Raw genomic sequence first — 25767 nt, 5'->3', positions numbered from 1 at the left:
AGGGCGGAAGCCCTGGGGTGGGTCTACATAGTTTACAGCGAACACCCGCTTTGGGTGTTTTTTATTTGTAAAATAAAATTGACCTTTTTACTTAAAACTCCTATAATAATATTGACTATAAGCTACATAAATAAAAATATGACTAAATAATAAATAAGGAAGAGTAAACGTTCATCCTTACAGATAGAAACAGGAGGGGAGACCTTTGCAAGACGAAGAAAACCGTAAAGAAATAAAGAGGGTGAAGAAAGAAAAAAGGAAACGACGGTGGAAAAAGGTTAGGAAAGTAACGGGGATAACGGTTTTGTCTCTTTTTGTGATGGGTGTAGGCGCAGTGTCCGTACTGGCATTCAAATATAAACCTGCCATGCAAGCTATCGTGGATGATTCGAACAAAAAGATAGCATCCATTAATGAAGGAACCTTTAAAAGTCGAACAGATACCGTTCTTTATGATAACAAAGGCAATGTCATGACGAAGTTGGCAGACCATCACTATTATTATGTGGATAGCCAAAATATGAATCGGTACACCAAAAATGCCTTTGTCGCCATTGAAGATAATCGCTTCATGCAACACAATGGGGTAGATGTGAAAGCAAACTTTCGAGCGTTGGCTTCGATGATACAACACAAAGGAAGAATTACACAAGGCGGAAGTACCATCACCCAACAGCTTGTAAAAAATGTATTCTTGAATAGTGAGCAACGATTTTCTCGCAAGCTAGAAGAAATGCTTATTGCCATTAAGCTAGAAAAGATATATTCCAAAGACCAAATCATGGAATACTATGTGAACAATATTTATTTTGGGAGTGGTGCTTATGGAATCGATACGGCTTCCAGAATGTACTTTAGCAAACCATCAAAAGATTTAACACTCTCAGAGGTTGCACTGTTGGCGGGTGTACCAAACAATCCAAGTCATTACAATCCGATTCAACATATGAATTATGCGCTCCAAAGAAGAAATCTTATTCTCACTAATATGAGAAATTTGCATTTAATTACTCAAGCGGAATATCAAAAGGCACTTTCCGAAAAGATTGTGCTTCACCTGCAGAAGGAAAAGATAAAACCTGATAGCTATGCGATTTCTTTTGTGTTGAGCAGTGCAACAAAGCTACTCATGGAGCATGAAGGTTTCACTTTTAAGTATGCCTTCGCTTCGGAAGCGGAAAGAGCTACGTACAACGCTAATTTTAACGAATTGTTTAATGAAGTGTATAAGCAAATTCGCAACGGTGGGTATCAAATTCATTCCACCATCGATTTACAAAAACAACAACTTTTGCAGGATAGTATCAACAAAGGTTTAACCGATTTTTCAGATAAAAATTCGAATACAGGTCTGTACAAAACACAGGGAGCGGGCGTAAGCATTGATAATCAAACAGGGGATGTCGTTGCCATTGTAGGTGGCAGAACCCAATCAGAGGTAGCCAATACCTTTAACCGTGCCTTCCTTTCTTATCGGCAACCTGGTTCTAGTATTAAACCGTTAGTTGCTTATACACCTGCCTTTGAGAGGGGCATGTTGGCATCTTCTACGATGGTGGATGATGCTATCACGAATGGACCTATTAATGCAGAGCATACCTTTTACGGAAGTGTTGATATGCGATTTGCTGTCAATCTTTCACTCAACACCATTCCTTTTAAAATTGTTGAGAAATATGGGGCAGGCAATATGGTTAAATATTTAACCAACATGGAGTTTAGTAATATTGTCAACCAAGATAAAAATCCGATTATTGGGATTGGTGGATTTACGTATGGAACAACTCCGCTGGAGATGGCAGGAGCCTATGCTACGCTTGAACATAATGGACAGTACATTCGTCCAACTGGAATCAGTAAAATAGAGGATGTTACCAATACGGTGTTGTATGAAAACAAACACGATACCAAACAAATCTACGACAGCGGAGCCTCTTATTTGATGACCGATGTACTAAAAGGGGTTGTAACGGGTGAACACTCCACTGGTCATGGATTAGGGATTTACAATATTCCAACTGCCGCCAAAACAGGTACGACAGACGATTCAAAAGATGGATGGTTTGCAGGGTACACCCCGTACAATACAACAGTTGTGTGGGTGGGTAACGACAATCCTGTTGCCATTCCGCAATTATATGGAAGAACCTATCCAGGGGAGATTTGGCACAATTACATGTTAGCCATTCATAAGGGACTGCCAAGTAAAGACTTTACGGTTCCGTCCCGCATTTCGTATATGTACCATAATCCATACACAGGAGAAGTGGATGCCAATGATAGTCATGGATGGTGGACAAAAGAATTGATTCCAAAAATTTATGTCGAGCTTCGGGACAAAGCCATAGCGGAGGCAGAAGCTAAGGCAAGGGCTAAGGCAAGAGCCGAAGAAGAAGCAAGGAAAAATGATTATAAGAAATTCGGGTTGACTCAGGAACAGGAAACGCAAAGAGAAACCTATGCAAATACGAATGTCACACAATTAGAGAACGCCCATGTTTTAAGTCCGAATGATTTTATGTTTATAGATGCTCTGATAACTAGCACGAAAAGGCTGATTGACGATGTTAAACATCAGGATGCCTATTATCCCTTAATCGACCGCTACAACAATGAGGTACAACGATTGGACGCAGAACGTTATGCAGTAGAACATCCTGCTCCTGTGTTGCCTCCACAAGTAATGGTTCCTGTACAACCGACGGTTCAAAAGCCAGTGAATCAAGCACAGCCAAAAACAAATGTACCAACGCAAACAAATGTTGCACCTGTTCAACCGAACAACCAAAATCAGATGAATCCTGGTGTAGTAAATGCATCTCAATCACCTGCACCTATTCCTAGTTCTAATCCAGCCGATGTGAGTGGACAAACCACAAATAGTTCGCCTGTTGACCCGAATCAACCCGTCAATCAGCAAGGAGGAACGTCTTCGGTTACGACACCACATGAATCCTCTACATCTACTGGAACGGATACAGGGGCAAGTAACCAAACCGTTGCGCCTCCCGTTTCATCTAGCGGAATTACTGCACCGTAACAAATGGGCTACTATGAACTTCATAGTAGCCTTATTTTATTGTTTATAATCTAAATTGATGATATAATTGATTAAAATCTCAAAAAAAAGGAGCGTCAATCCAGTGAGAACAAGTAAAAATGAGCAAGCGACAGTGGATAATGCTTGTCCCAAATGCAACGGAGAAACGGTAAGCAAACGTGCGACGGTTCATCTGCAGATTAACAAACATACCTCAATGCCTGTAGCGGCTCGTATTCAAAAATGTAAAATGTGTGGAGCCGTGAATTACAGTTCAAAAGAGAGAAATCGATTACAAGAGCTTTTGTCTTTCTATGCGAAAGAAGAAACGGCTGAAGTGGAAGAAAAGGAAAAGGAACAAGCCTTTTTGTAAAAACTCCCTAATAAATGTAGGGGGTTTTATTTTTATCATTTTCTAAAATTGTCTTAAGCGTTTGTAAAAGAATATAAAGAAATATGTAATTGTTCATATAAATAAAGAGGATTTATGAATCTAACATGAAGTGAATAAGATACAAGAAGATTAGAAAACAGGTGTTACTAAACACATACGAGAAAGGATGTTTATCCAATGGAAAAACAACTATTAGAAGGTAAAAATTCAAATCAGATGACTCTTAAAACCACGTTCATAGAATGCTATTGCTGTGAAACCGTGTTTGAACAAATTGTGGGAACTTGTCGTCCTTGTCCGACTTGTGGAAGTAAGAGTTGTGGAGAGTAGAAATATTCGGAGGTAAGTAAGATGATAGGTACTTGGGAAACGATGAAGCAAATTCCGATTTTACGTCCCTTATTTTGGATAGTCGATTTTGGAACATTGGTTGGAGAACTTATAATAGTAATCTTTGCTTTACTTTACCTGTGTGGGAAACTCGTTTTATTTCGATTACCCTTGATGTTAATCGGGTTTTGGTGGTGTCATAAACCACACGCTTAAAAAGCGTGGGCTTGTAAAAGCCTTATTATGACCAGACCAAGCGGTGCAAATCCGCTACATTGATGGGGTCATGACACCAACGGATGCTTCTACAGTCCGTTGCTACTGTCGTTTATCGTTAAAAGACTTGGGTGGTACGAGTCGGTGCGGTAAGTTGAACAAGCTCTTTCAATATGGTCGAGTAGAATGTTACCGCCTTCGGGCGAGGAAAGGAGTAATTCTATTATGGTCTTTGTCTTAGATACCAATAGAAAACCATTAGACCCTTGTCATTCAGCCAAAGCAAGGAAACTATTAAAACAAGAGAAAGCCAAAATTTTCAAAAGGTATCCATTTACCATTATTTTGAATGAATCAATTTCCACAAAGGCACAAAATTATCGTTTAAAAATTGATTATGGTAGTCGCCATACAGGGCTTGCCATTTTACAGCAAGATAAAGTTGTTTTTATGGCACAATTACATCACCGTTCCGATATTACAGAGCTTTTGGAAAAAAGAAAGGCTTATCGCAGACGCAGACGTTCCAAGAATTTGCGATATCGTCCACCACGTTTTGTTAATCGTAAACGGAAAAAAGGTTGGGTTCCCCCTTCCTTACAAAGTCGTGTCCATAACATTGCAACATGGGTGAACCGATTCCAAAAAATCATTCCCCTTACTGACATTTCCTATGAAAATGTCAAGTTTGATACGCAACTATTACAAAATCCAAGCATAACGGGTGTGGAATACCAACAAGGAACGTTGATGGGCTATGAGGTGCGTCAGTATCTCTTAGAACGATATCATCGCACTTGTGCGTATTGTGGCAAAAGGAATATTCCGTTGGAAGTGGAACATATTCTTCCAAAATCAAGAGGAGGCTCCAATCGTTTAGATAACCTAACCATTGCTTGTCATGACTGTAATCAACGGAAAGGGAACCAAACAGCAGAGGAATTTGGGTTTCCCCACGTCAAAGGAAATGTTGCCTTTTTTAAAGATTCTGCCGTTGTCAATGCCACACGTTGGAAAATTTATGGAATATTACAAGCAACGGGGCTATCTGTGGAGTGTGGCACAGGAGCAAGAACCAAAATGAACCGTATTGCCGTTGGACTTCCAAAAGACCATCACTATGATGCGTGTTGCATAGGAGAATCGACACCCCCTTCATTGCAATTGAAAACAAATCAAGTATTGCACATCAAAGCAAAAGGTCGTGGCTCTCATTGTCGCACGAATGTGAATCAATTTGGGTTTCCAAGAGGATACCTGATGCGACAAAAAACGGTATTTGGATTTCAAACTGGCGACATGATAAAAGCTATTGTTCCAAAGGGAAAATACAAAGGTACGTGGTATGGCGAAGTTGCTTGTCGCAAAACGGGAAGTTTTGATATTAAAAATAAAGATGGTAAACGAATCGCCCAAGGAATCAACTATAAACATTGTCAAATCATTCAACGATTTGACGGGTATAGCTATCAGTTGCAGGAAGCAAAGGCATCGCATTCCTCCCATGCCTAAAGGCGATGGGCTTCCTGCGACTAAGTTCTGTGAATGCTAAGTGCTCTGTAATAGAAGGAAGTAAATATAAAAAGACAACATTTACTAACAAAGGAGAGATAAAGATGCGAGCATCGGAATTTAAAGGTAAAACCGTAATTTTATATTATCGGGATAATCAAATCACGGAAGCTGAAAATCCAACAGCTATCGTTCTGGATGAAGTGGAAGGCTTTGGACTGTATGTAGAACTCGAAGATGGAAGCAAAGAGGTCGTTGCTTTTTCTGAACTGACGGGTTGGTGTGAAGTCGAAGTTAAATAATGTCAAACGGTTAAGCTTCCCTATATGGGGGCTTTTTCCTTTTTTATGAGGGTTAGACTTGGTAAACCTTGACTTTTTACATAGTTAATATTAAAATGATAATATCTTCTCGATACTATGTATACAATAAAGTAGAACAGTCAAAACCAATAACAGAGAGGAGATACAAAAATGAACCTTTTAAATTTACCTGATGACATCAAAATTAAAGCCTTTAACGTTATTTTGGAGAAATACAAAAAAGATACCGATTTAAGCGGTTTTGGACGAGACGTTCAAGATGTTTTGAATTCCTTGAATGAATTATATAAATGGGATGTTCTCAAATAGAGGGAATGGCGTATAGGAGGAACGAGAGATGAATAAAGAAAAATTAATGATAAACGAAAAGCAGAGTGTGTTCCTTAGTTTAGAAAGTAAAAGAAAGGTCTATTACGTGGATGGTGTACTTGTTAAAACATTTGAAGCGTTACAAAAGGGTGCGGATGAACGTAGACGCATAGAATCTTTTGATAAAACAACGGGAGAAAGACGTTATCTAGATTATGAAGAAAGAAAATGGTTCAAATCAAATAGTTAAGTGAAAACGAACCTGATGCGATTTGGAATACCCTTTGAAACCTAACCAACAAAGAAAGGAACCAAATAAATGCCAAACATTAAAATGGTTGATGGAAAACCTGAAACTTTAAATGAACGAGGACAAACAGAAGCGGAGTTCTTGGAATGGTACAAACGAGAGGAAAAAGACAAGTATGAAAAACCATCAGTAACAACCGACATGCTTCTTTTTACTGTCTCAGATAAAAAAGAGAGCAATAACCGCAAAGTGCCTGATAAGGAATTGAAGGTTTTGCTCATTAAACGAAAAGACCATCCCTATATCGGAAAATGGGCAATCCCTGGTGGTTTCCTTAACATCAATGAGGGGTTAGAAGCCACAGCAATTCGAGAACTAAAAGAAGAAACGAATCTAGATGATGTCTATCTGGAACAGCTTTATACATGGGGAGACGATGTAAAGCGTGACCCTCGCATGCGTGTCATTAGCACCTCCTATATGGCTTTGGTAGATAGCACCCACCTAAAGGTAAAGGCAGGAGACGATGCGGCGGATGCCAAATGGTTCTCAATTGAACGAAACATTCTCGAAGAAAGTGAAGAAAAGAAAGATGGAGAAGTCTTTATCACGAAGAAAATTGACATCCAGCTTACCAGTGAAGATGGGGAAGAAAGAATCGTCTATACCTTATTGGAGAAAACACATGTCCAACAACGAGGCATTGTCAAAACAAGAGTAGTTAACTATCCAGCTGTTATTGACACCGATAATATGGCATTTGACCATATTAAAATCTTAAACTACGGATTAGATAGATTGCAAAACAAATTGGAATACACGCCGATTGCGTTTAACTTGATGCCGCAATATTTCACCTTTATTGAACTGCAGAAAGTATACGAAGCGATTCTTGGACGAAAACTCATTGTGGCAAACTTCCGTCGAAAAATTAAACCGATGGTCATTGAAACGGATATCGTTCGAGAAGGTTCCGCTCACCGACCACCTAAACTGTTTACCTTTAATGTGGACTGGACACTCAATAGTTTTTAAGGAGAATGACGATGACAAAAAAGCTAAGTGAAATCTTCTCTTCAATGGATGAAGTGAAACAGTTTGTGGAGGATATGAAGCCAACCGCAACCCCTGAACAATACGACGCCTTAAAAAGGTAATGGGGCTTGCGGAACAAGAGGGAGAAGCGGTGGAAATAGAAGGGGTTGGATTGATAGACATTTCTATTGCTCCTTTCGTTGAAAAACTTAACCGAGAGGGATTTACCACACTAGCCTCCTGTTCGGGATTGATGCACGACCATACAATCTGGACGAAGCGGGAAGATGGATACCTTTCTTTCTTATATGAGGAGAAGAACAGCCAGCTTATCAAGCTGATTTCAGAGCAATTGGACTTGGAATATAGCGAGGGTGAATGTTACTTAAAACCTGCTTTTACGTTACGATTTCGAGGAAATTCAGATGAAGCGGTTAGGGAAAAGTGGAGAATTTTTGAAGAAACGCTGTTTGGAAAGCGGGATGCATGATGAACACGGTACTGATGTTTACGGAGAGTTCGGATAAACAAAAGGTCATTATTAAACATCCTAAAGATGTCCAAATCACGATTGAAACCAGAAACGACCCTTATGAATGGCAAGATAGTGAGGGCAAGCGTATCGAAAAACGAGAGTTCGTGGTCATTCGTTATCCTAAAACAAAAGAAATTGACCTATCGAAAGTAGCAAAAACCTACAAGGATAGGGTTGTTTCAGGGTTTCATGTGCAACAGATGATTGAATATGTTGAGGTTTTACTCTATAAACAAATCACCTTTACTTGGAACCTTTTCGCCTTAGAAGAGGCGGGGCTTTTTCGAGTTTCTCAACGCATGATTCCAGATAAGGAACAGGGTGAATATTTCCCTTGTTACATCAATCCACGAGGACTTAAGGAAGTCAGCTACGATGTATTCTTTGGTCTCTTACAACTTCCTTTCCAACTATATAAACAGAAAAAATCAAAGGTTAACCAGTTATAAACCAAACTTTATAAAATAAGGAGGAGAAAAGATATGCCGATTGTTGCGAATGAAAAACGATTTTTAAAGGAGTCAGCCAAAACTCTATCCAATATTTTGACCATTCGGATTAGTGTGTTGAAATTCAAAATTATGTAATCTCTCCATAGTGAGATTGAATATAAACTGTGAAGGAGGGGTCGAATTGATTAGATGGCGGAAATATGACCCTGAACGCCCACCAAAATCGGGGGTCGAATATTTAATTTCTGACGGTAAGTTCGTTGATGTAGCCTTTTTTGACGATAATTTATGGTTTGTGCCTGATATCAGTCAGATTAACGGAAGTGGCGCTATAACTCATTACGCAGAGATAAACTTACCTCATGATAAAGCGAAGTTGCGGTTAGTTTGATAATTTAATATTTCAATTTTTCAACACGAAAATCCGAATACCCAATATTTTAGATTCAATGGAGAATCTACCGTTCTTATCGGTTGTTGACCTACCAAAAGACAAGACAGCCGTTGTTGTAATTGATATGATTAATGGATTTGCTAAAAAAGGAGCGTTATACTCAGAACGAATTGAGGGGATTATCCCTTATCTGGTGAAAACCTTACCTTTATTTGATGGGTATCAAAAAGTCTTTTTTGCAGATGCCCACAATGAGGATTCCAAGGAGTTTGCCTCCTACCCTGTACACTGCTTAAAAGGAACAGAGGAGAGCGAAGTCATAGAGGAGTTAAAGTCCTTTCTTGATGACAATGGGACGTTATGTTATAAAAGCTCAACCAATGGATTTGTAAGCAAAGACTTTGCGGAGTGGATGATGAAAAATCCAGAAATCACAAACTATGTACTCGTTGGAGATTGCACGGATTTGTGTGTCTTACAGTTTGCACTTTCTATTAAGGGCTATTTTAATGAATGGAATGTCACTTCCAACATCATCGTACCCGTACAGGGAGTCGAAACCTTTGATTTAGAAAAGACGAATCACCAAGCTGAACTCATGAATGTTTTTTCTTTGTATAACATGAGAGCCAATGGCATCCAGTTGGTAAACGACATTAGAGCGTAGAAATTGTATATCAAAAAAGCCTCGGAGTATATAAAACTACCCAAGGCTTTTTGTGCTATTCACGTCATCGTAAATTCCTCTTCCTTTTTTTGCACAACCGTGTATTTCTTAACTAAACTGGAGAGAACGGGAGCAAGGTTCGAAATGAGTCCTTTTTCTCTCAGCAGACTTCTAATTTCCTCAACGTCCATTGTCCTTTTTTCTCGTAAGGCTTGTAAAATGAGATAATAACGATATTTCCATGACTTTGGATTAGGTTCTGGTGGGTTATTCAGCAACTCTAAGGCTTCCTGCATCCCATCAGATTCTTCTTGCTCTTCTTTGTCTTGTGAAAAAGACGACATAGTGGAAGTTTGCATTTGTTCGCTAGGATTTTGATTGGCAACTATTGCAAATTCATTCTCTTTTTTATTGCTTTCTTGCACAATTGTTTCATTTGTAGAGGTGACTGGATTGACCTTATTGTTTACAGAATCATTTAATGGGATTTCTCCATCAGGTTCTTGTTCGAGGTTAAGATGGTCTAATTCTCGTAAACGTTGAAACAACCGCTTATATTCCTCTCGAATGGCTTGCATTTCTTCGTCTAGTTTCGTCATTCGAAAGTGAATTGCCTTTCTTTCATTCCATTCATGGTCGTATGTCATGGTGGGAACTCCTCTCCATATATAAAGAAAAAACTGATATGTAAATTCGTCACTATCGTACAGTTTTTCGTATTTTTTTGTCTAGCTTTTTAGCTAAGATAGGGCTTTTGTATTAAAAAGTAGGTTCAGTTAAGCTTTGTTGTTCATCTTTTTCGTTGTAGGAATAACCAAAAAATATTAGAATACCACAAGTAGTGAAATCTACTTGTTGACCAAGCAACATAACAACCTGAATGACTCACCAGACTACGGGTGCTGGTTCGTTGGCAGGCAACATAAAAACTTGGTTTAAAGAGAGGAACCTGATTCAATTTGGGTTCCTCTTTTAATGTGCAAAATTTATATCAAACAGATGTATATGGTGTGATAAGTAGTTTTCCAACAATCGGACGAAAACAAACAAAAATATCCGATTGTTGGATTCAAAAAAAGACTTAAAAAACGTTGATATATCAATGGATTCAGTGTTTTAGACAAATCCCTTTAGATTTAGAAAAAGCACCCTTATAATGTGTGTGTGCTTATAAGCTTTTTGCTCGATAGATATTTTGCATTTCATCTTTATAGGTAACAGAATAACCTATTTTTACGGTGGCTGGGGAAACTCCATTTTTCTTATCCGTATCTGTCAACAAATCCCCTGTAAAGGTGATTGTCCACGCGGTAATTTTTTCATTGGAGACGTTGATAGATATTTGGCATTGGATGTCTTTATCTTTTAGTTGGGGTACGTTATTAAAAAATTCTTTAGGAAGGAGGTTTAATATGTCCTCTCTGTTCTTTAACCCTATCATATACGATAGAGAGTAAGCATTTTTATCCTCTACTAGGTTTGAGTGAATCGAAGCGTGGGAAAGGGTTTTGGCTACTGCATGCGTATCTTGTAACCAAAATAATAAGTGTCGGTTTGCCAGCATGGAGTCTTCCTCTGAAACCTTACCAGTTTGATTTTTTACATAAGCGTGTTCGCTGTTTAACAGATACGAAACCCTTTCTTTTATTTTATCACTAAAGGCGGAGTTGGATTCCAGTGTACCGTCCAGCGTGACATACGACTCCTGGATATCCGTTACACCATTTAGCGTTGCTGTCACAGTGGAGAGAGAATCTACATTGGATTGGGATGTGAGGTCAAAAGTACCTTTAAAACGACTTGTGTTTTGTATGGCTTTATAAAGAGGGGAGAAATTCATAGCAAAGTTTTGTGTATCTGTGTCCGTTGAAGGAAAGGGACTTTGGTTTCTTACGTTTTTTAATTCATATAACGGTGTCTGTTTCTTAAAATAGGGTTTGATGTTGTGATGAATAGATACAGGGGTTAATTTGGCTCTATCGTTGATGGACTCGTGCTTGTCCTGTGCGTAGGCGTTCGTTGTAAGAAGAGGAATCAACAGTACAAGAAAAGAAGCCGTGGTGAGGATTTTTCTCAATTAATTCTTCACTCCTTTTTTATTATTTTTTTTTGCATTACTGCTCAAGGAATTGGATGTTGAGTAGTTGAGAAGGGGAGGTTTTTTGATAGAAGGCTAACAGTTTTCCGTTCTGTTCTTGCACCTGCCAACTTTTGTTCGTAGAAAGGGATAAAGACTCGTTCTGTGCGACATACTGACGGTGGAAAATTAAGGGGTTGGTTATATCTTGAATGTAGATGTATTTGTTGGAGTCAAAAGAGAAGTATACCTTGTCTTTATTTAGGCTTTCGAATTGGTAGATTTCGTTGTTGTCTTGTTTGACAAGTACGTCAGGTGAGGTGAGTGTCGTATGGGTACGAGTATTTATTGCCTTTTCAATGTATAAGAATTTGATGGTTTTTAGATTTACAATTTGATAATACTGTTCTCTCCACCAACAACCATGCCATTTCATCCCGTCACTTGGTGGATTAACCGAGCTTTCTACCACATGTATTTCATTGGGATTGGGAATGTCTGAAACCCAGGCGACATGTCCATAAAAATCACCATTAAAGGCTCCTCCTGCAACGGTATCTAAATCGCTTGGTTGAAAGATAACGAGGCTATTTCTGACGGGTTTATCTGAAAGTTTTAAGGTATACTGCCATTCGCCTTGTTGAACGGTTTGACCATCCAAGGCTGTCCAAAGTCGAGCGTCTCCTACATGGGGTAGCTGAATTCCCCATTTTTCATAAGCCATCTCCCATGCTAACCACACGCAATTTCCTCCGTTAAAATTGGTAAAACTGTATGGGGCGTCAAAAAAAGGTTTGGAATCAACAAGTTGGTCAGCAAATGCCGATTGCAGATGGGTAGTGGTAAAAACAGAGGATAAGAGTAAAACGGCTTTCCATTTGTTTTTGAATTTCATCCAATTGCTCCTTTCATTTTTTCCTTATCATAACGGAACTAGTTCACTCTAAGAAGGTCATTTCTGGTCGATAAGGTTTGATAGGTATGTTTAAAAATTTCGATGTAAGAAAGATTAGAAAATTTAGCTTCATGGTCAGATGAACAACTTGTTTTTGTTGTTATACTAGATTCTAGATTGCTAGAATTGGATTTTCGGTTAACATATGTTTTTCATGTGGTTTGGAAACAAATAAATAGATGTGCAGATTAAGAGAGGTTCTCCTCTCTTTTTTTTGTTCTAAAAAAATAGAAAAAAGTAGAAAAAGAGGGTATACAAGCACCTAAATGGGTGTATAATAAGATTAATAAAGCACCCATACAGGTGTATAACTTGGAGGAGAAACCATCATGGAATTAGATGACCTACGGATACAATGCAAAGGAAGAGGAGAAACGGCTCCAAAAGACCCTACAGAGGGTTGGAAAGATACAGATTTAGAATTTCTTTTTCAAAACTGTAAAATTGCCCAAGAAGTGATTCAATTGACGGGAGATAAGGTTCATCCTATTGAGTATTTTGATAAAAAGAATGTTGAACAGATGCTTTTACATGGCGAAGTGATTTATACACCTGTTATGCTTTTTCGTGCCGTTGTGGGTGAAAAAACCTGTCCGTTATGTGGCGGTACATTCGAAGGATTAGGTGCGATAAGCAGAAGGGATAATGAAACGGAGATTTGTTCGGTTTGTGGAACAAGAGAAGCAATGGAGGACATGTCACCCGAAAAAAAGTAAAGATTAAGTTATTCGGTATGCATTTCGCTTGGATTCAACATAATTTACTCGAAACGTTTGCTGAGAACAGTGGCGTATCCAATCGAACCGAATGGCTTAAAGAGAAAGTGAAAGAGGAGTTTGGGATACAACTAGAAAAGAAAGCAGATTTGCTTCTACTGGACTACCTGGTTCGTGATAACTATTACGTAGATAAAACCGATTGGCTTCGGGAAAAAATGAGGCAAGAAATCAGGAGGGTTCGGAATGAAGTTTGATTTAACAAAACTAGATGGAACGAAGTAAGTTACCTCTCAGTTGAGAGAACAACATTTTGAAAACGTGAATGAGATGGTTAAAAAGGGAGAGAAAGATAACGGACAAGAACGTTTGGTTACGTTGTATCATGGGACAAGCCTGTATTACCTAAATGACATCCTCTTACATGGTCTGGTTCCAAGACAGGTAACAGGTTTTAGTAATTACGAAGAGGCATACCATTCCAACGAGCACTTGGTGTATTTAACAAATAAATGGCATTACTTTTATGCGTATAAAACGTATGAACGATTAAACGAGGAAAACGTTGAACAGATGAATTTTCCTTGTTATGTCGAGTGTAAAGTACCTGCAAGTAACTTAACCATTGACGAAGATTTCTTCCATTCTAAATATGTACATAATCGAATAAAATCGGCAATCAAAAAACGTAATCCGATTCTCGAATTAACCTTTGAAGAATGTTTGAACCTATGGAACAGTCGCCCATATTGGTAAAGTAGAGCGGAAGGATTTTGTAACTTTTTCGATATTGGGGAATGTCCCACTATTCTTTGAGAAGTTTATATCCAAAGACAGCCAGTATTTAAAGGAAGTATCAAAATGGGGAGTAGGGAAAGGTAAGGGGAAATTAACGCTTCAAGACCTATTTGCACTTGAAGATGATGACCAAAATCTTTTCTTTAATGTATCTGACATTCCAGAGGGTTATGTGATAAGCGATTTTATTCCAACGGAAGGTGACACCAGCTACAAATTAAAAGTGAATCGTATCCAGGATGGGGTAACAACCACACAATCATAACAAACGGTATATCTATCGACCTACCACAACTTCGAGCAACGCCTCATAATCAATCATGGTATAAAAAGTAAAGGAAAATAGGTAGTAAAGACACACTATAAACAAGAGGGGAATGATAGAATCCCCTCTTGTTCTTTTATGTTTGCGGTTATCCTACATATGTAAGGTGGTTGTTTTTTTAGGAGAACCAGTGGATGATTTCGTATTCCTTTATCCAAGTTCTCCGTTCCCGTTCTTCTTCCTCTATACGTACTATCAGATACCCATTGTTGCCTTCTCCTACAATGGTTCCTACCTCGGTCTTTACGCCTTTTTCCTAAAATCATTACCTTTTTTCCGAACAATGGATGGTCTTTCATAAAGTTATTTCCTCCTAATATAAGATGTGTGGCTTAAAGCCATCTCTCTTTTATTTATAAAAAAGCGAAAGAACCCTTTTTCATCCTAAAAGTTTTTTTAAATTTTTTTCTAACCTTCTAGATACGCTCGTTTGGTATTCGACACCTTTCCAGCAGTAAGTGGAATATTTTACTTGACAATCGCATAACTTAATATTAATATGATAGTATCAAAAAGATAATATCTTTTAAGTCGAAAGTGTGGTTATCCAGAGTGTTATATTTTTTTACCCTTAGTTAATATCATTTTGATAATAAGTAACACAAAATAAAAGGAGGAAAATAACGATGAGTAAGTTCAATGGAACACGTTTACCAATTGAAACCTTTAAAATGACAGATGAAATTGTAGATAAAATGCGGAGAGGTTGGTATGCGGATGAATACTTCAACAATACCATTCGGGTACTTACCGAGCTTTCCAAAACAGGATACAAATTCGGTGACAAACCAAACGATTTAAACGGGGTCGTATCCGTGGTGGATGTTCAAAACGGAGACATCGTGGTGGAAATGCAGTTCTTCACTCGCAGAAAGCCATTCTCGGTAGTAGCAGGGATTGATGAAGCTCTTGCGATTCTAAAAGTCGGTACAGGTTACTTTGACGAAAATGGAGCCTTTGTCAATACCTTTGACCAGTTAGAAATCGAAGCGGTTGAAGATGGCGACATCGTTACTTTTGATGGTGACCCGTTAAATGTCAAGCCCGTCATGAAGGTGAGAGGTATATACAGATACTTCGGACATTTGGAAACTTCTATGCTTGGTGTATTAACCGTACCCACTCGGATTGCAACAAACGTATACAATGTGCTCAAAGCAACCAAGGGAAAGCAAGTGCTCTTCTTCCCTGCACGTTTTGACCACTACAAGATGCAGGGCTTAGATGGCTATGCTTACTGGATTGCTTTACAACGCTACGAAATGGATTATGGGGAAACACATGATGCTTCGATTTCTACCAATGAGCAGGGAGATTGGTGGGGAGGTAAGGCGGGTGGAACCATCTCACACGCTACGATTGCTTCTTTCTTGGGAAATACAGCGGAAACCATGATGCAGTTCTCCAAATACATGCCAGTGGAAACGCCACGTATTGTCCTGGTAGACTTCCACAACGATTGTGTAGCCGATAGCTTTGCTGTCATTCGTCAAATGTGGAACCACTATTGGGAGCTTACCAAAGCAGGGGAATATCAAGAAGCTAAAAAATATAAATTGTTTGGGGTTCGTCCAGATACAGGCGGAAACATGCGAGATAAATCCATTGAACCGATTTTCAATAAAGAGTTGGATAACGGAGTTAATCCTCGTTTGGTTCACCTGTTACGTACCAAAATCGATGGTTTCTGGACAGAACTGGTTGCGGATATGAACTACACTGACCTTGAAACCGCAAGACCACTGGCGAAAGCCTTTTGCGAAGATATCAAAATCGTCGTAACAGGCGGATTCAATGCAGAGAAGATAAAACGCTTTGAAGAAGTACATGCCGAAGTCGATATTTACGGGGTAGGTTCAAGCCTTCTTGAAAACTCCTCGGCTAATGGCACTAACAATGATTATACCGCCGATATTGTGCAAGTGAAAATACAAGACACCTTCTATCCACTAGCAAAAGTCGGTAGGGGCGTTGCAACCAATCCTGATTTAAAACCATACGATACAACCAAATAAGTGGGAGGGATACCACCCCTCTCCTGGTTAAAGGAGGAGCGTTTAGAATGAATTATTTAAAAGCTTACACCACTTATACTTTTGGTACACCTGCAGGTCGAGATGACGGGTATCCTTATACCGCTTATCAGGTATTTGAGGACATGGAATCCTTGGTAAAAGAGCATGAAAAACGAGAAAACGAACGGTACTTTTTAATTGAAGAAGTAAATACAGTCGCCTTCCTTGAAAAAATTAAGGCAATCCAAAAAGTCTTAAAAGAAAAAGAAGAAGAAGTCATTCGAGCAAAGAAAATGGCGGAACTCGAAAAACTGAAAAAAGAATTGAATATGGAATAAGGGAGGGGAGAAGATTGAAACCTGTACTCGTCGCATTAGGTGGTTCTTTTAATCCTCCCACAACCGCTCATTTCTTATTGGCAGAACAAATCGACAACGATTATGAAATCGATAAACTTCTCTTTGTTTCAGTCGGTGACCGCTATGTAAAGAAAGGGCTTCTCCCATCCCTTCATCGGGTTGAAATGTTGCGAAGGGCATGCGTAGGAAATGATAGGTTTGATGTTTCTACCGTTGAAGTAGAAAGTGCCACATGCTTAACCACGATTGAAACCCTCAAACTTCTCCAACAGCAATATCCGCAACATGAAATTTGGTTTGTGATGGGAGCCGATAACTTACTGGACTTTCCCAATTGGAACGATTATGAAGAAATCCTTGCTACCTTTAAACTTTTGGTGATGGAAAGAGGGGATAGGACGGTTCAGGAGATTATTCATGCTAATGAAGTCTTAACCCGTTATGAATCAAACATTATGGTGATGAACGAGGAAGTCAAAACGACTTGCAGTTCCACCATCGTTCGAAATCGAATCCATGAAGGAAAGAGGGTTCGCTTTCTGGTTCCTGAATCGGTGAATGCCTATATTACAGAAAATCATTTATATCTATGATTGGAGGGATTCAAATGAGCAAAGAAGATATTATTGCCCAAGAATTAAACAAAATCGCCAAACAAAATGAGGAGATAATCAAAAACCAAGAGCAAGTTATCCAAAAACAACGTAGGGATGACGAAGACCCCTATTATACGAATTACTATAAACGGCGTTCAGAAATCGGGATATTAAGCTAGATAGTAATGCAAAATGGTATATCAAGATGAAATTAGACAAGCCGAAGAAATGGTGCGTAGATTAAGGAAGAGTAGACAAACATAGATGGCGTCGAACATATACGAAGTGCCGAAAGGTAGAATACACCTATACACAAAAACCTGTAAAATATGACCCTGACTGCTATTTAAAGTCAGGCTTCTCTATATAGAACTAAAAAAGAAAGGTGGTAGCATGATGGATTTATTTGAACATGGTTATATCCGAGCAGGTGTAGCCGTACCCACTCTTGAAGTGGCAAACCCAACTGAAAATAGCAAACGGATTTATGACATCATAAAGCGTGCAGAACAGGAAAAAGTAAAAGTGTTGGTTTTTCCTGAATTAAGTATTCCTGGTTATACGTCTGCAGACTTGTTTCATCAACGGCTGTTACTAGACGAGTCGGAACAAGCGTTAGGTCGTTTACTAGAAGAAACACAAAATATGGATATGATGATTGCGGTAGGAATGCCGATAGAAGCGGATAATCAACTCTTTAATACTGCGGTTGTCTTTCATAAAGGAAAAATATTTGGGGTTGTGCCAAAGACTTTTATTCCAAACTACAATGAATTTTATGAAAGGCGTTGGTTCGCATCATCTAATAATCGCATTTCCAACATGATTGAACTCTGCGAACAAGTGGTTCCCTTCAATGAAAATCTTTTTTTCGAAGAACGAAAGACGAAAGCAGTAATTGGTGTAGAGATTTGTGAAGATTTATGGATGCCGATTCCACCAAGTTCTTATCACGCAGTGAATGGAGCTAATATCATCGCTAATCTTTCCGCTAGTAATGAGATTGTGGGAAAAGCAGATTACCGAAGGGATTTGGTGCGGATACAATCGGCTAAAACACTGTCGGCTTACCTCTATGTTTCTGCAGGGCAGACAGAATCGACTACGGATGTGGTGTTTTCAGGACATTCCATGATTGCAGAGAATGGCTCTATCCTAAAGGAAATTCGTTTTATCGAAGAATCTACTTTTATCTACCAGGACATTGATATTGAGCGTCTGAGAAATGATAGACGGAAATTCAACACGTTTATGGGCAAGACCGAAAAGCGTGATTATCAAACGGTGCGGTTTTCCTTTGACTACACCCATGTCGTGAAACAGGAACGCTACACCAATGCCTATCCGTTTGTTCCTTCTAAAAAAGAGGAGCGGGATGAACGCTGTAAGGAAATCTTTCAAATTCAATCGACAGGGCTTATGCAACGTTTAGCCAAGACGGGTATCCAAAAAGCGGTGATTGGCATATCAGGTGGATTAGACTCTACATTAGCTCTACTTGTTATGGTGGAAGCCTTTAAGCGGTTGAAATTGCCATTAACGAACATCGTGGGCATTACCATGCCTGGTTTTGGAACCACCGATAGAACCTATCAAAACGCTGTGACACTTATGAAGGAGCTTGGGATTACGTGGAGAGAAATTCCGATTCGTTCTGCAGTCAACCAGCATTTTGAGGATATTGGACAGGACAAAGACCTCCATGACCTTGTCTATGAAAACAGCCAAGCCAGAGAACGAACGCAAATATTGATGGATGTTGCGAATCAAGTAAATGGATTGGTGGTGGGAACGGGTGATTTGTCCGAATTAGCATTAGGTTGGTGTACGTATAATGCTGACCATATGAGTATGTATGCGGTAAACGCTAGTGTTCCGAAAACCTTAGTTCGTTATGTAGTGGAGTGGGTTGCAGATACATCTACGAGTGAATCCATTGCGGTTGCCTTAAAAGATATTTCTGATACGCCTGTAAGTCCTGAACTGCTTCCGCCAGATAAGGACGGAAAGATTGTTCAAAAAACAGAGCAAACAGTTGGCTCCTATGAACTACACGATTTCTTTTTGTACCACATGTTGCGTTTTGGTTATCGACCATCCAAAATTTATTTCTTAACAAGAGAAGCGTTTGGTAACAAACACGATGAAATCGAGGTGTGGACAGTTTTGAAAACGTTCTATCAACGATTCTTTACACAACAATTCAAGCGTTCTTGCCTGCCTGACGGGGTAAAAGTCGGTTCCATTTGTTTATCACCAAGAGGGGATTGGCGAATGCCAAGTGACGCTTCCTATGAAATCTGGAAAAAAGAGTTGGAATCTATTTAACATGATTAGCGAGAAGTCACCTTCCTCTATAGGTGGGAGATGAATCGCTATTCTTTTTTTCTTGTATAATAATAGAAATTCATAGAAAAGGAGGTGAATCATCACTATGTATCGAGGGCAAAAGATTTATTTTTCTGCTTCTCCAAGAACCATTCAGCAATTATTTGAGTGTAACCGTATTTCTGCTGATATTTGGAATGATTGTCTTGTGGAAGCAAAAAACTATTTTTTTACTTACAAAAAATGGATAAAAAAATCAGAAATCCAAAAACATCTTAAAGGGAAGTATCGTCTTCATAGTCAGAGCATTCAAGCGGTGGCTCACAAATATTTGGATGCCAGGGATAGTACCTACAAAGCCATTCAAAAAGGAATTAAAACGGCTCGATATCCTTATAAAAAGAAAAAACATTTCAATACTAAATGGGTGGATAAAGCTTTTTCCATTTCGGAAAACGGAACGATTTCCTTGTCATTAGGTGTATTCCACGGGAAACGTGTTCCTCCCTTGGTTTTACATGCGAAACACCTTCCCAAAGGTGATATCAAAGAAATCGAACTTTGCTATGATAATGGACTCTATTTATCTGTTTCTTATGAAGATGGGCAAGAGGAACAACCTTATGAAAAAGGTTTTTCTTGTGCCGTAGATATGGGAGAAATCCATACCATCGCTTCGTTTTGTGAAAATGGAGAAAGCATTCTGGTTTCAGGTCGTAAGATGCGAAGTCTGCATCGTTTACGTAATAAAAAAATAGGCGAACTCCAAAAACGTCAAAGTCATTGTAAAAAAGGTTCTCGCCAATGGAAAAAGTACCAACGAGCAAAACGGTATATTATCTCCAAGAGCGAACATCAATTGCGAGATGCTTTACACAAAACGACCAAATCGTTTGTGGATTGGTGTATCCAACAAAAGATTTCCGATATCTATGTCGGCAATCCTGAAGGGGTACAACGAAAGACCAAGAAAAAGAAACGAAAAAAGACCAATCAGAAGCTATCTAATTGGAGTTTTGGCAAAACCAAAGATTATTTGAAATACAAGGGAAATACTCAAGGAATTAAAGTTTTCTTTGTGAGTGAAGCCTATAGCAGTCAAACATGTCCTGTTTGCAAACGAAAAAAGAAAGTGTCTACTCGAAATTATCGTTGTCACTGTGGGTATACGTCTCACCGAGATGTTCACGGAGCCAAAAATATATTGAGTGAATCGTTACGAGGTTCTTTTGAACCTTGGGAAGTAGAAGGTCTTCCCACGTATCTACGACCCGCATAGTTGGGGAGTAGTAGAAGGTGCGAATCCACCCATCGAAAGATGTTGCTTCTTATAGAGACGAGAAGATTCTCTTTCTTCGTGAAAGCGAAAGACCGAATGGTCTTTTAGTAACTTCTTGACTTGAAAGAGAAGAAACCCACACTTCAAGCGAAGCTAAGTGGTGGGAGATTCATGAGAAACATGCCAACAACCAAACAAATCGTTAACGTTGAACAATTAATTGAGGAGAAAAAGGCATTTATTGAGCTTAAACATGAGTTTTCTTGAATAAATCCCATTTTTCTCGGTGATAATTGCTACAAAAGCCGTTATGATAATAGTAACTAACAAAAAATGAGGTGTTTGAGATGAACACATTACGAAAGAAGTTGGAAGAATCCACGACTCATGACAATGCCGAGCAACGTGTGACACTTCAAGTCATGGATTTGGAATTAATTAAGTACAAAGGTGTGCAAGAAGGCGATATCGAAGTGGGTGATGACATCGACCTGGCGATAGATAACTGTATTCGTGGCTTTCTTTGGTTATACGATAAAGGATTAACATTAGAAACTAGTGTTGCTGACAAACTTACTGAAGAGGCAGACCAAACGTACTATAAACAGTTTGGAGAGGCTTTCTCAATCTTTAATGATTTCATGCGAACGCATATGCACTTAAAAGACTAAAAAGGAAGAAGACAAGTTCCCTAATGTAATGGGTCTTGTCTTTTTTAATGGGCTATTGGATTACAAATGTGAGAGCTATGTGCTGAGAAGGGTGATAAATTGAATGACGAACGTACAACGACAATAGATGAATTGGTTGAGGAATTTACTTCGAAAGATTTCCCTTTTGTTCAGGATGTCCTAAATGAAATAGAGAGTCTAAAAGAACTTCAAGAGTTTGATGTAAGAGAATGGAATGACATAATAGATGTTTGGTATCATGAAGTATTTTTAGTGTCCAAGAAATCAGGACAAAGAGATAGCATGTTTGGCTATAACGATATCCAATCACATTTTGTTTTTTACTGCTTATATCTTTTGGTTTCAAACAAAGATAAAGCATGGGAACATGCCAAACAAGCCCATCACTATTACATAAAAAATACCTTGTCTTACCAATGGGAGAATATCGTTTATAAAGCGTTTCGAGAAATATATAAGGAATACGTTGTTCCCGATTGTATCCTACCTAATAATAGCAGACCTGATTTAGTCATCAATCCGATTTATGACAAAACCAAATACCACTCAAGAGGAACCGACATCATAAAGGCGGATAAAATTATTGATATGAAAACCAGTATTTATGACATAACAAAAGAAGTCAAACAGTATAAAAAATTTTGCAACGAACTAGTCATCGTGTACATTGATGACCAAAAAAAATCAAAAGATAGAGAAATTACGTATATATCTGCCGAAGAATTGAAACAAATGGTTTCTGATAAGAAAACGGTTGATGGAATAAAAAATGTCCAACGTAAAATTAGGTTTGATTACATCCTTCATGAATTTGAAAAACGGTTTGTTTGAATCACTTCAAAAAAGGAAAAAAGAAGACAAGCTACCTAATGTTATAGGGCTTGTCTTTTTTTTATCGCATATTTGACCATCTTTCCATCTTTCATTTTATAATACGTATCCGCATTATCTGCCAGCACTTTAATGGCATTGTGAATATTCTCCAACATACCAAGAACAGTCACCATGATGATTAACGAACAAAGCGTCGTTGATAAGATATCATGTTGCCAAAAAAGGTAGACACTAGGGAATATCAGCACCACCAGCGGAGAGAGCAAGATAACCATCATTTCGACCTTGGTGTATACATACTCACTTGCATCCGTTACATACCACGTTCGTTTTCCCATCTCAATGGAAATAGACGCATCCCAACGAAGGAGACGGTAGGCAACTTTTTGGCACAATACATGCAAATAGGGAAGTACTGCCTCTAACATGACCGCAAAGACCAATGACCAAATGAAAGAAACGTCAAGCGATACATGTAGACAAAAATAAAAGAGCAGAAAAAACAGTGTTTTCATAACCATCATTTTTTCGAGCAATTTTATTGCGAATTCTTTCCCCATAACCATCAACCGCCCTTTCAAATAGTAGTTGAACCACACCTGTTCCATGTTGTTTTTACATTATAGATGAATAAGAAGCGACCTATCACTGCAAGAAACCTCCTAAACAATGGTAAAATAAAATTTACAAAAATGAACTTTTATGATACAATAAATATATTATATTGAATCGGAAAACAGGTGAGGAGGGGGATATAGCATGGACAATTTTTTTGAATTTGATAGAAAAATGCAGGAAGAGAAAAAAAGGCTCAACGTCTTAGAGGGATATAAAAACAACGAAAAACTGGTAAAAACGGTTATCCCAACGTTTCAAATTTTATTTAAGGAAGAAACAGGGTTTGGTGTTTATGCTTGTGAGGATGAAAATGAACAGGAGTTGCTTATAAAGGGTGCATTTGTTTCAGAATTGGTTGTTGGACAAACGTATTTAGTAGAAGGAACAATCGTCACGTATAAGGGCGAAAAACAAATCAATGTAAATAAAATCAAAAATGTACGTCCCATCAACAAAAAAGGTATCATTGCCTACTTGCAGACGTTAAAAGGGCTTAAATCCAAAGCAGAAACTATCTATGAGGTGTTTGGAGATAAAAGCATTGAGGTCTTAATGGAAGACCCTATTCAGGTGGCAAATCGCATCGTCGGAATTGGGAAGAAATCCGTCATGAACTGGAAAGAGCAATTGGATAAGATGAAGGATTCCCAACACACCATATCGACGCTTTTGGGATATGGACTTAGCATGCAACAGGCTAGAAAACTCTATGAGCAATACAAAGAGGAAATCGTGATGCGAATCGAAGAGAACCCTTATTTTCTTGCGTTGGAAGTCCGTGGCTACGGGTTTGAAAAATGCGACCGCATTGCTCGTGAGATTGGGTTTAATCCAAAAAGTAAATTTCGTGTACAGGAAGGAATCATGCATGTTCTCCAAAAAGCAAGTACGGAAGGTCATTGTTTCCTTCCACTTGATGTACTGATAGATAAATGTATTGACCTGCTTACGATTCGCCTTACTTCCCAAGAAATGAATCAATTGGTCGCTCAATATCGTGATAAAAATGAGTTTGTTTACAGCATGGGCGAGTTAACCTACAACATTTTATATAATGACTTGCGAGGTCAACTTGATAGGTATAAAAGAGAGAAGAACCCGAAGAAGAAAGAAATGCTTCGTTATGTGGTGGTTCCATTCGATATTGAAGATGTTGGTGACCAGTTGCAAGAAATTTCTATGCAACGAAGAATTATTTACGATGACAACCGTGTGTATTTACGCTATCTGTACGAAGATGAACAGCGGGTAGCCGAACGAGTAAGGTTGTTAGCCAATACCTCACAATTTACACGTTCCATCGATTTAGAAACCGAACTGGATACCTTTCTTAAAGAAAAGAAGATTACGCTAGAAGAGAGACAGCGAGAAGCGGTTCTCGAATTCGCCAAGGAAGATGGCGGTTTTCATATCCTCAACGGAAGTGCGGGTTGCGGAAAAACGTTTACGTTGAAAATTATTCTGCAGATTCTTCAGCTTCAATTTAAAAACAATGGAACAAAATTGTGTGTTAAGGTGTTCGCCCCGACAGGGAAGGCAAGCAAAGTGGCAACAAAAGCGACAGGTATCGAATGTGTGACCGTACATCGGGGATTAGGATACAATCCACAAACGGGCTTTACATTCAATGAAGATGAACCGTTAGAGGCGAACGTAATCGTTGTGGATGAAAGCTCTATGCTCGACATCACGCTTACGAAACATTTACTGAATGCGATACAACGAGGAACGAAAATTATCTTTATGGGAGATACTAAACAGCTTCCAAGTGTAGGGGCTGGTAACGTCCTGCATGACCTGATTCATAGCGGTGTCGTAAAAGTGATTACCTTAAATGTGGTGAAGCGACAAGGAAAACAATCAGGAATCATCCGTAATGCCAATAAAATCATTAATGGAGAAATCGTTGAAACCTGTGAAGATACAAAGGATGCTTACGTCGTGAATCGACAAACAACGGAAGGCGCACAAAAAGCAATTCTCCAATCTATTGAGAATATCCTTAAATTCGATGGTTACACGTTTGAAGATGTTCAAGTATTGTGTCCACAACGTACAGGTCTAATGGGAACCTATATGCTAAACTATTTGATTCAGCAGGCGTTTAATCTCGATACGGATGGCATAAAGGTGTTAAATCGGAAATTCCAGGTCACCATTGACCCTAGAAAGGGCGTTGAAATGCTGGAACTCTTCTTTAAGAAGGGTGATAAAGTCATCCATATTAAAAATAACTACGATATGGAATGGTACGAAAAGGGACATTTCGCAGACTACATCAAAGATGACAAAACGATTGGCATCACCAATGGAGAATGTGGGGTCATTGAAGATATTATTAAAATGAAAGACAAAAACGGAGACGAGATAAACCGAATCATCGTCCGTTACGAAAACAAATACGTGTTCTATGATGACAATTTTGATGAACTAGACCACGCTTTCGCCCTCACTATCCACAAATCACAGGGTAGCCAGTGGAGGGCAGTCATTCTGCCAATTATGAAACAAAATTATCAGATGCTTGATAACAATCTTTTTTATACAGGCTATACAAGAGCCGAGCTATTTAATGTTGTGATTGGACAAGTAGAAGCCATTGCGCATGCGGTGAAAACGTATAAGTCTAGAGAACGTTACACGCATTTGGATGAATCCATTAAGCAAGAGAAACAAGTTGCCTAACGATTGAAATAAAGGAGTCTTACCAAGGAGATA

At 38.7% G+C, this 25767-nt stretch carries 28 protein-coding genes; 24 read left to right on the top strand and 4 right to left on the bottom strand.

The features are described from left to right. Positions 1–205: 205 nt before the first annotated feature. The 11 genes from PP175_RS26380 (at position 206) to PP175_RS26330 (ending at position 9457) form a co-directional block, all read left to right on the top strand. A complete protein-coding gene (locus PP175_RS26380; RefSeq protein WP_272444090.1) occupies positions 206–3040 on the top strand; it encodes a transglycosylase domain-containing protein in 2835 nt (944 codons plus the stop codon). Positions 3041–3143: 103 nt separating this feature from the next. Further along, positions 3144–3413, top strand: a complete 270-nt coding sequence (locus PP175_RS26375; RefSeq protein ID WP_272444089.1) for a hypothetical protein — start codon at positions 3144–3146, stop codon at positions 3411–3413. A gap of 792 nt (positions 3414–4205) precedes the next feature. Then, the gene (gene iscB / locus PP175_RS26370; protein WP_272444088.1) at positions 4206–5492 is read left to right on the top strand and encodes an RNA-guided endonuclease IscB; all 1287 of its coding nucleotides are present in this window, start codon (positions 4206–4208) and stop codon (positions 5490–5492) included. 104 nt (positions 5493–5596) lie between these two features. Further along, complete coding sequence (locus PP175_RS26365; protein WP_272444087.1) at positions 5597–5794, top strand: hypothetical protein; 198 nt, start codon at positions 5597–5599, stop codon at positions 5792–5794. 171 nt (positions 5795–5965) lie between these two features. Then, positions 5966–6124 (top strand): hypothetical protein, encoded by a 159-nt coding sequence (locus tag PP175_RS26360; RefSeq protein ID WP_272444086.1) that lies wholly within the window; start codon positions 5966–5968, stop codon positions 6122–6124. 28 nt (positions 6125–6152) lie between these two features. Next, positions 6153–6374, top strand: a complete 222-nt coding sequence (locus PP175_RS26355; RefSeq protein ID WP_272444085.1) for a hypothetical protein — start codon at positions 6153–6155, stop codon at positions 6372–6374. A gap of 69 nt (positions 6375–6443) precedes the next feature. Next, positions 6444–7409 carry an NUDIX hydrolase gene (locus PP175_RS26350; protein WP_272444084.1) on the top strand — a complete coding sequence of 322 codons (966 nt, stop codon included), beginning with the start codon at positions 6444–6446 and terminating at the stop codon, positions 7407–7409. A 151-nt stretch (positions 7410–7560) separates the two neighbouring features. Further along, positions 7561–7899 carry a hypothetical protein gene (locus PP175_RS26345; protein WP_272444083.1) on the top strand — a complete coding sequence of 113 codons (339 nt, stop codon included), beginning with the start codon at positions 7561–7563 and terminating at the stop codon, positions 7897–7899. Beyond that, on the top strand, positions 7896–8393 hold the full coding sequence (locus PP175_RS26340) for a hypothetical protein (protein WP_272444082.1): 498 nt from the start codon (positions 7896–7898) through the stop codon (positions 8391–8393). Before PP175_RS26345 ends, PP175_RS26340 begins: the two co-directional genes overlap by 4 nt. A gap of 184 nt (positions 8394–8577) precedes the next feature. After that, on the top strand, positions 8578–8787 hold the full coding sequence (locus PP175_RS26335; RefSeq protein ID WP_272444081.1) for a hypothetical protein: 210 nt from the start codon (positions 8578–8580) through the stop codon (positions 8785–8787). A 58-nt stretch (positions 8788–8845) separates the two neighbouring features. Continuing rightward, positions 8846–9457 (top strand): cysteine hydrolase family protein, encoded by a 612-nt coding sequence (locus PP175_RS26330; protein WP_272444080.1) that lies wholly within the window; start codon positions 8846–8848, stop codon positions 9455–9457. A 59-nt stretch (positions 9458–9516) separates the two neighbouring features. Here PP175_RS26330 and PP175_RS26325 read toward each other — a convergent pair whose 3' ends face one another. The 3 genes from PP175_RS26325 to PP175_RS26315 form a co-directional block, all read right to left on the bottom strand. Further along, on the bottom strand, positions 9517–10104 hold the full coding sequence (locus PP175_RS26325) for a hypothetical protein (RefSeq protein WP_272444079.1): 588 nt from the start codon (positions 10102–10104) through the stop codon (positions 9517–9519). A 521-nt stretch (positions 10105–10625) separates the two neighbouring features. Further along, the gene (locus PP175_RS26320) at positions 10626–11534 is read right to left on the bottom strand and encodes a hypothetical protein (RefSeq protein WP_272444078.1); all 909 of its coding nucleotides are present in this window, start codon (positions 11532–11534) and stop codon (positions 10626–10628) included. Positions 11535–11571: 37 nt separating this feature from the next. Next, entirely contained in the window at positions 11572–12429 is an 858-nt protein-coding gene (locus PP175_RS26315) for a CHAP domain-containing protein (RefSeq protein WP_272444077.1), read from the bottom strand. A 389-nt stretch (positions 12430–12818) separates the two neighbouring features. On the opposite strand from PP175_RS26315, the gene PP175_RS26310 reads away from it, so the two are divergent. The 12 genes from PP175_RS26310 to PP175_RS26255 all read left to right on the top strand — a co-directional run bounded on the left by PP175_RS26310 (position 12819) and on the right by PP175_RS26255 (position 22428). Then, positions 12819–13205: a hypothetical protein gene (locus PP175_RS26310; RefSeq protein WP_272444076.1), complete on the top strand. Its 387-nt coding sequence runs from the start codon at positions 12819–12821 to the stop codon at positions 13203–13205. Next, on the top strand, positions 13157–13462 hold the full coding sequence (locus tag PP175_RS26305) for a hypothetical protein (protein ID WP_272444075.1): 306 nt from the start codon (positions 13157–13159) through the stop codon (positions 13460–13462). The genes PP175_RS26310 and PP175_RS26305 overlap by 49 nt, the downstream gene beginning before the upstream one ends. A gap of 40 nt (positions 13463–13502) precedes the next feature. After that, positions 13503–13961, top strand: coding sequence for a hypothetical protein (locus tag PP175_RS26300; protein WP_272444074.1), 459 nt, complete (start codon positions 13503–13505; stop codon positions 13959–13961). 34 nt (positions 13962–13995) lie between these two features. Continuing rightward, on the top strand, positions 13996–14268 hold the full coding sequence (locus PP175_RS26295; RefSeq protein ID WP_272444073.1) for a hypothetical protein: 273 nt from the start codon (positions 13996–13998) through the stop codon (positions 14266–14268). A 686-nt stretch (positions 14269–14954) separates the two neighbouring features. Next, positions 14955–16343 carry a nicotinate phosphoribosyltransferase gene (locus tag PP175_RS26290; RefSeq protein WP_272444072.1) on the top strand — a complete coding sequence of 463 codons (1389 nt, stop codon included), beginning with the start codon at positions 14955–14957 and terminating at the stop codon, positions 16341–16343. A 47-nt stretch (positions 16344–16390) separates the two neighbouring features. After that, a complete protein-coding gene (locus PP175_RS26285; RefSeq protein ID WP_272444071.1) occupies positions 16391–16681 on the top strand; it encodes a hypothetical protein in 291 nt (96 codons plus the stop codon). Positions 16682–16695: 14 nt separating this feature from the next. Beyond that, positions 16696–17295, top strand: coding sequence for a nicotinate (nicotinamide) nucleotide adenylyltransferase (nadD, locus tag PP175_RS26280; protein ID WP_272444070.1), 600 nt, complete (start codon positions 16696–16698; stop codon positions 17293–17295). Between the two features lie 14 nt (positions 17296–17309). Further along, positions 17310–17477: a hypothetical protein gene (locus tag PP175_RS26275; RefSeq protein WP_272444069.1), complete on the top strand. Its 168-nt coding sequence runs from the start codon at positions 17310–17312 to the stop codon at positions 17475–17477. A gap of 217 nt (positions 17478–17694) precedes the next feature. Next, positions 17695–19626, top strand: coding sequence for an NAD(+) synthase (locus tag PP175_RS26270; protein ID WP_272444250.1), 1932 nt, complete (start codon positions 17695–17697; stop codon positions 19624–19626). Between the two features lie 106 nt (positions 19627–19732). Continuing rightward, a complete protein-coding gene (locus PP175_RS26265) occupies positions 19733–20905 on the top strand; it encodes an RNA-guided endonuclease InsQ/TnpB family protein (RefSeq protein WP_272444068.1) in 1173 nt (390 codons plus the stop codon). 347 nt (positions 20906–21252) lie between these two features. Further along, a complete protein-coding gene (locus PP175_RS26260; protein ID WP_272444067.1) occupies positions 21253–21576 on the top strand; it encodes a hypothetical protein in 324 nt (107 codons plus the stop codon). Between the two features lie 99 nt (positions 21577–21675). Then, positions 21676–22428, top strand: coding sequence for a hypothetical protein (locus PP175_RS26255; protein ID WP_272444066.1), 753 nt, complete (start codon positions 21676–21678; stop codon positions 22426–22428). Positions 22429–22469: 41 nt separating this feature from the next. Here PP175_RS26255 and PP175_RS26250 read toward each other — a convergent pair whose 3' ends face one another. Beyond that, complete coding sequence (locus tag PP175_RS26250; protein WP_272444065.1) at positions 22470–22991, bottom strand: metalloprotease family protein; 522 nt, start codon at positions 22989–22991, stop codon at positions 22470–22472. A gap of 199 nt (positions 22992–23190) precedes the next feature. Between PP175_RS26250 and PP175_RS26245 the strand changes: the two genes are divergently transcribed. Continuing rightward, a complete protein-coding gene (locus tag PP175_RS26245; protein WP_272444064.1) occupies positions 23191–25734 on the top strand; it encodes an AAA family ATPase in 2544 nt (847 codons plus the stop codon). The last annotated feature ends 33 nt before the right edge of the window (positions 25735–25767 follow it).

This window comes from Aneurinibacillus sp. Ricciae_BoGa-3, assembly GCF_028421645.1.
GTDB lineage: Bacteria > Bacillota > Bacilli > Aneurinibacillales > Aneurinibacillaceae > Aneurinibacillus_B.
Note: the sequence above shows the minus strand (reverse complement) of the source record. Positions and strands in the feature narration are given on the sequence as shown.

What these genes read in the sequence shown, in the direction of transcription:
- iscB (WP_272444088.1), top strand. Translation starts at nt 4,206, where the DNA reads ATGGTCTTTGTCTTAGATACCAATAGAAAACCATTAGACCCTTGTCAT.
- PP175_RS26365 (WP_272444087.1), top strand. Translation starts at nt 5,597, where the DNA reads ATGCGAGCATCGGAATTTAAAGGTAAAACCGTAATTTTATATTATCGG.
- PP175_RS26360 (WP_272444086.1), top strand. Translation starts at nt 5,966, where the DNA reads ATGAACCTTTTAAATTTACCTGATGACATCAAAATTAAAGCCTTTAAC.
- PP175_RS26355 (WP_272444085.1), top strand. Translation starts at nt 6,153, where the DNA reads ATGAATAAAGAAAAATTAATGATAAACGAAAAGCAGAGTGTGTTCCTT.
- PP175_RS26350 (WP_272444084.1), top strand. Translation starts at nt 6,444, where the DNA reads ATGCCAAACATTAAAATGGTTGATGGAAAACCTGAAACTTTAAATGAA.
- PP175_RS26340 (WP_272444082.1), top strand. Translation starts at nt 7,896, where the DNA reads ATGATGAACACGGTACTGATGTTTACGGAGAGTTCGGATAAACAAAAG.
- PP175_RS26330 (WP_272444080.1), top strand. Translation starts at nt 8,846, where the DNA reads ATGGAGAATCTACCGTTCTTATCGGTTGTTGACCTACCAAAAGACAAG.
- PP175_RS26325 (WP_272444079.1), bottom strand. Translation starts at nt 10,104, where the DNA reads ATGACATACGACCATGAATGGAATGAAAGAAAGGCAATTCACTTTCGA.
- PP175_RS26315 (WP_272444077.1), bottom strand. Translation starts at nt 12,429, where the DNA reads ATGAAATTCAAAAACAAATGGAAAGCCGTTTTACTCTTATCCTCTGTT.
- PP175_RS26310 (WP_272444076.1), top strand. Translation starts at nt 12,819, where the DNA reads ATGGAATTAGATGACCTACGGATACAATGCAAAGGAAGAGGAGAAACG.
- PP175_RS26290 (WP_272444072.1), top strand. Translation starts at nt 14,955, where the DNA reads ATGAGTAAGTTCAATGGAACACGTTTACCAATTGAAACCTTTAAAATG.
- PP175_RS26285 (WP_272444071.1), top strand. Translation starts at nt 16,391, where the DNA reads ATGAATTATTTAAAAGCTTACACCACTTATACTTTTGGTACACCTGCA.
- PP175_RS26275 (WP_272444069.1), top strand. Translation starts at nt 17,310, where the DNA reads ATGAGCAAAGAAGATATTATTGCCCAAGAATTAAACAAAATCGCCAAA.
- PP175_RS26270 (WP_272444250.1), top strand. Translation starts at nt 17,695, where the DNA reads ATGGATTTATTTGAACATGGTTATATCCGAGCAGGTGTAGCCGTACCC.
- PP175_RS26265 (WP_272444068.1), top strand. Translation starts at nt 19,733, where the DNA reads ATGTATCGAGGGCAAAAGATTTATTTTTCTGCTTCTCCAAGAACCATT.
- PP175_RS26260 (WP_272444067.1), top strand. Translation starts at nt 21,253, where the DNA reads ATGAACACATTACGAAAGAAGTTGGAAGAATCCACGACTCATGACAAT.
- PP175_RS26250 (WP_272444065.1), bottom strand. Translation starts at nt 22,991, where the DNA reads ATGGGGAAAGAATTCGCAATAAAATTGCTCGAAAAAATGATGGTTATG.
- PP175_RS26245 (WP_272444064.1), top strand. Translation starts at nt 23,191, where the DNA reads ATGGACAATTTTTTTGAATTTGATAGAAAAATGCAGGAAGAGAAAAAA.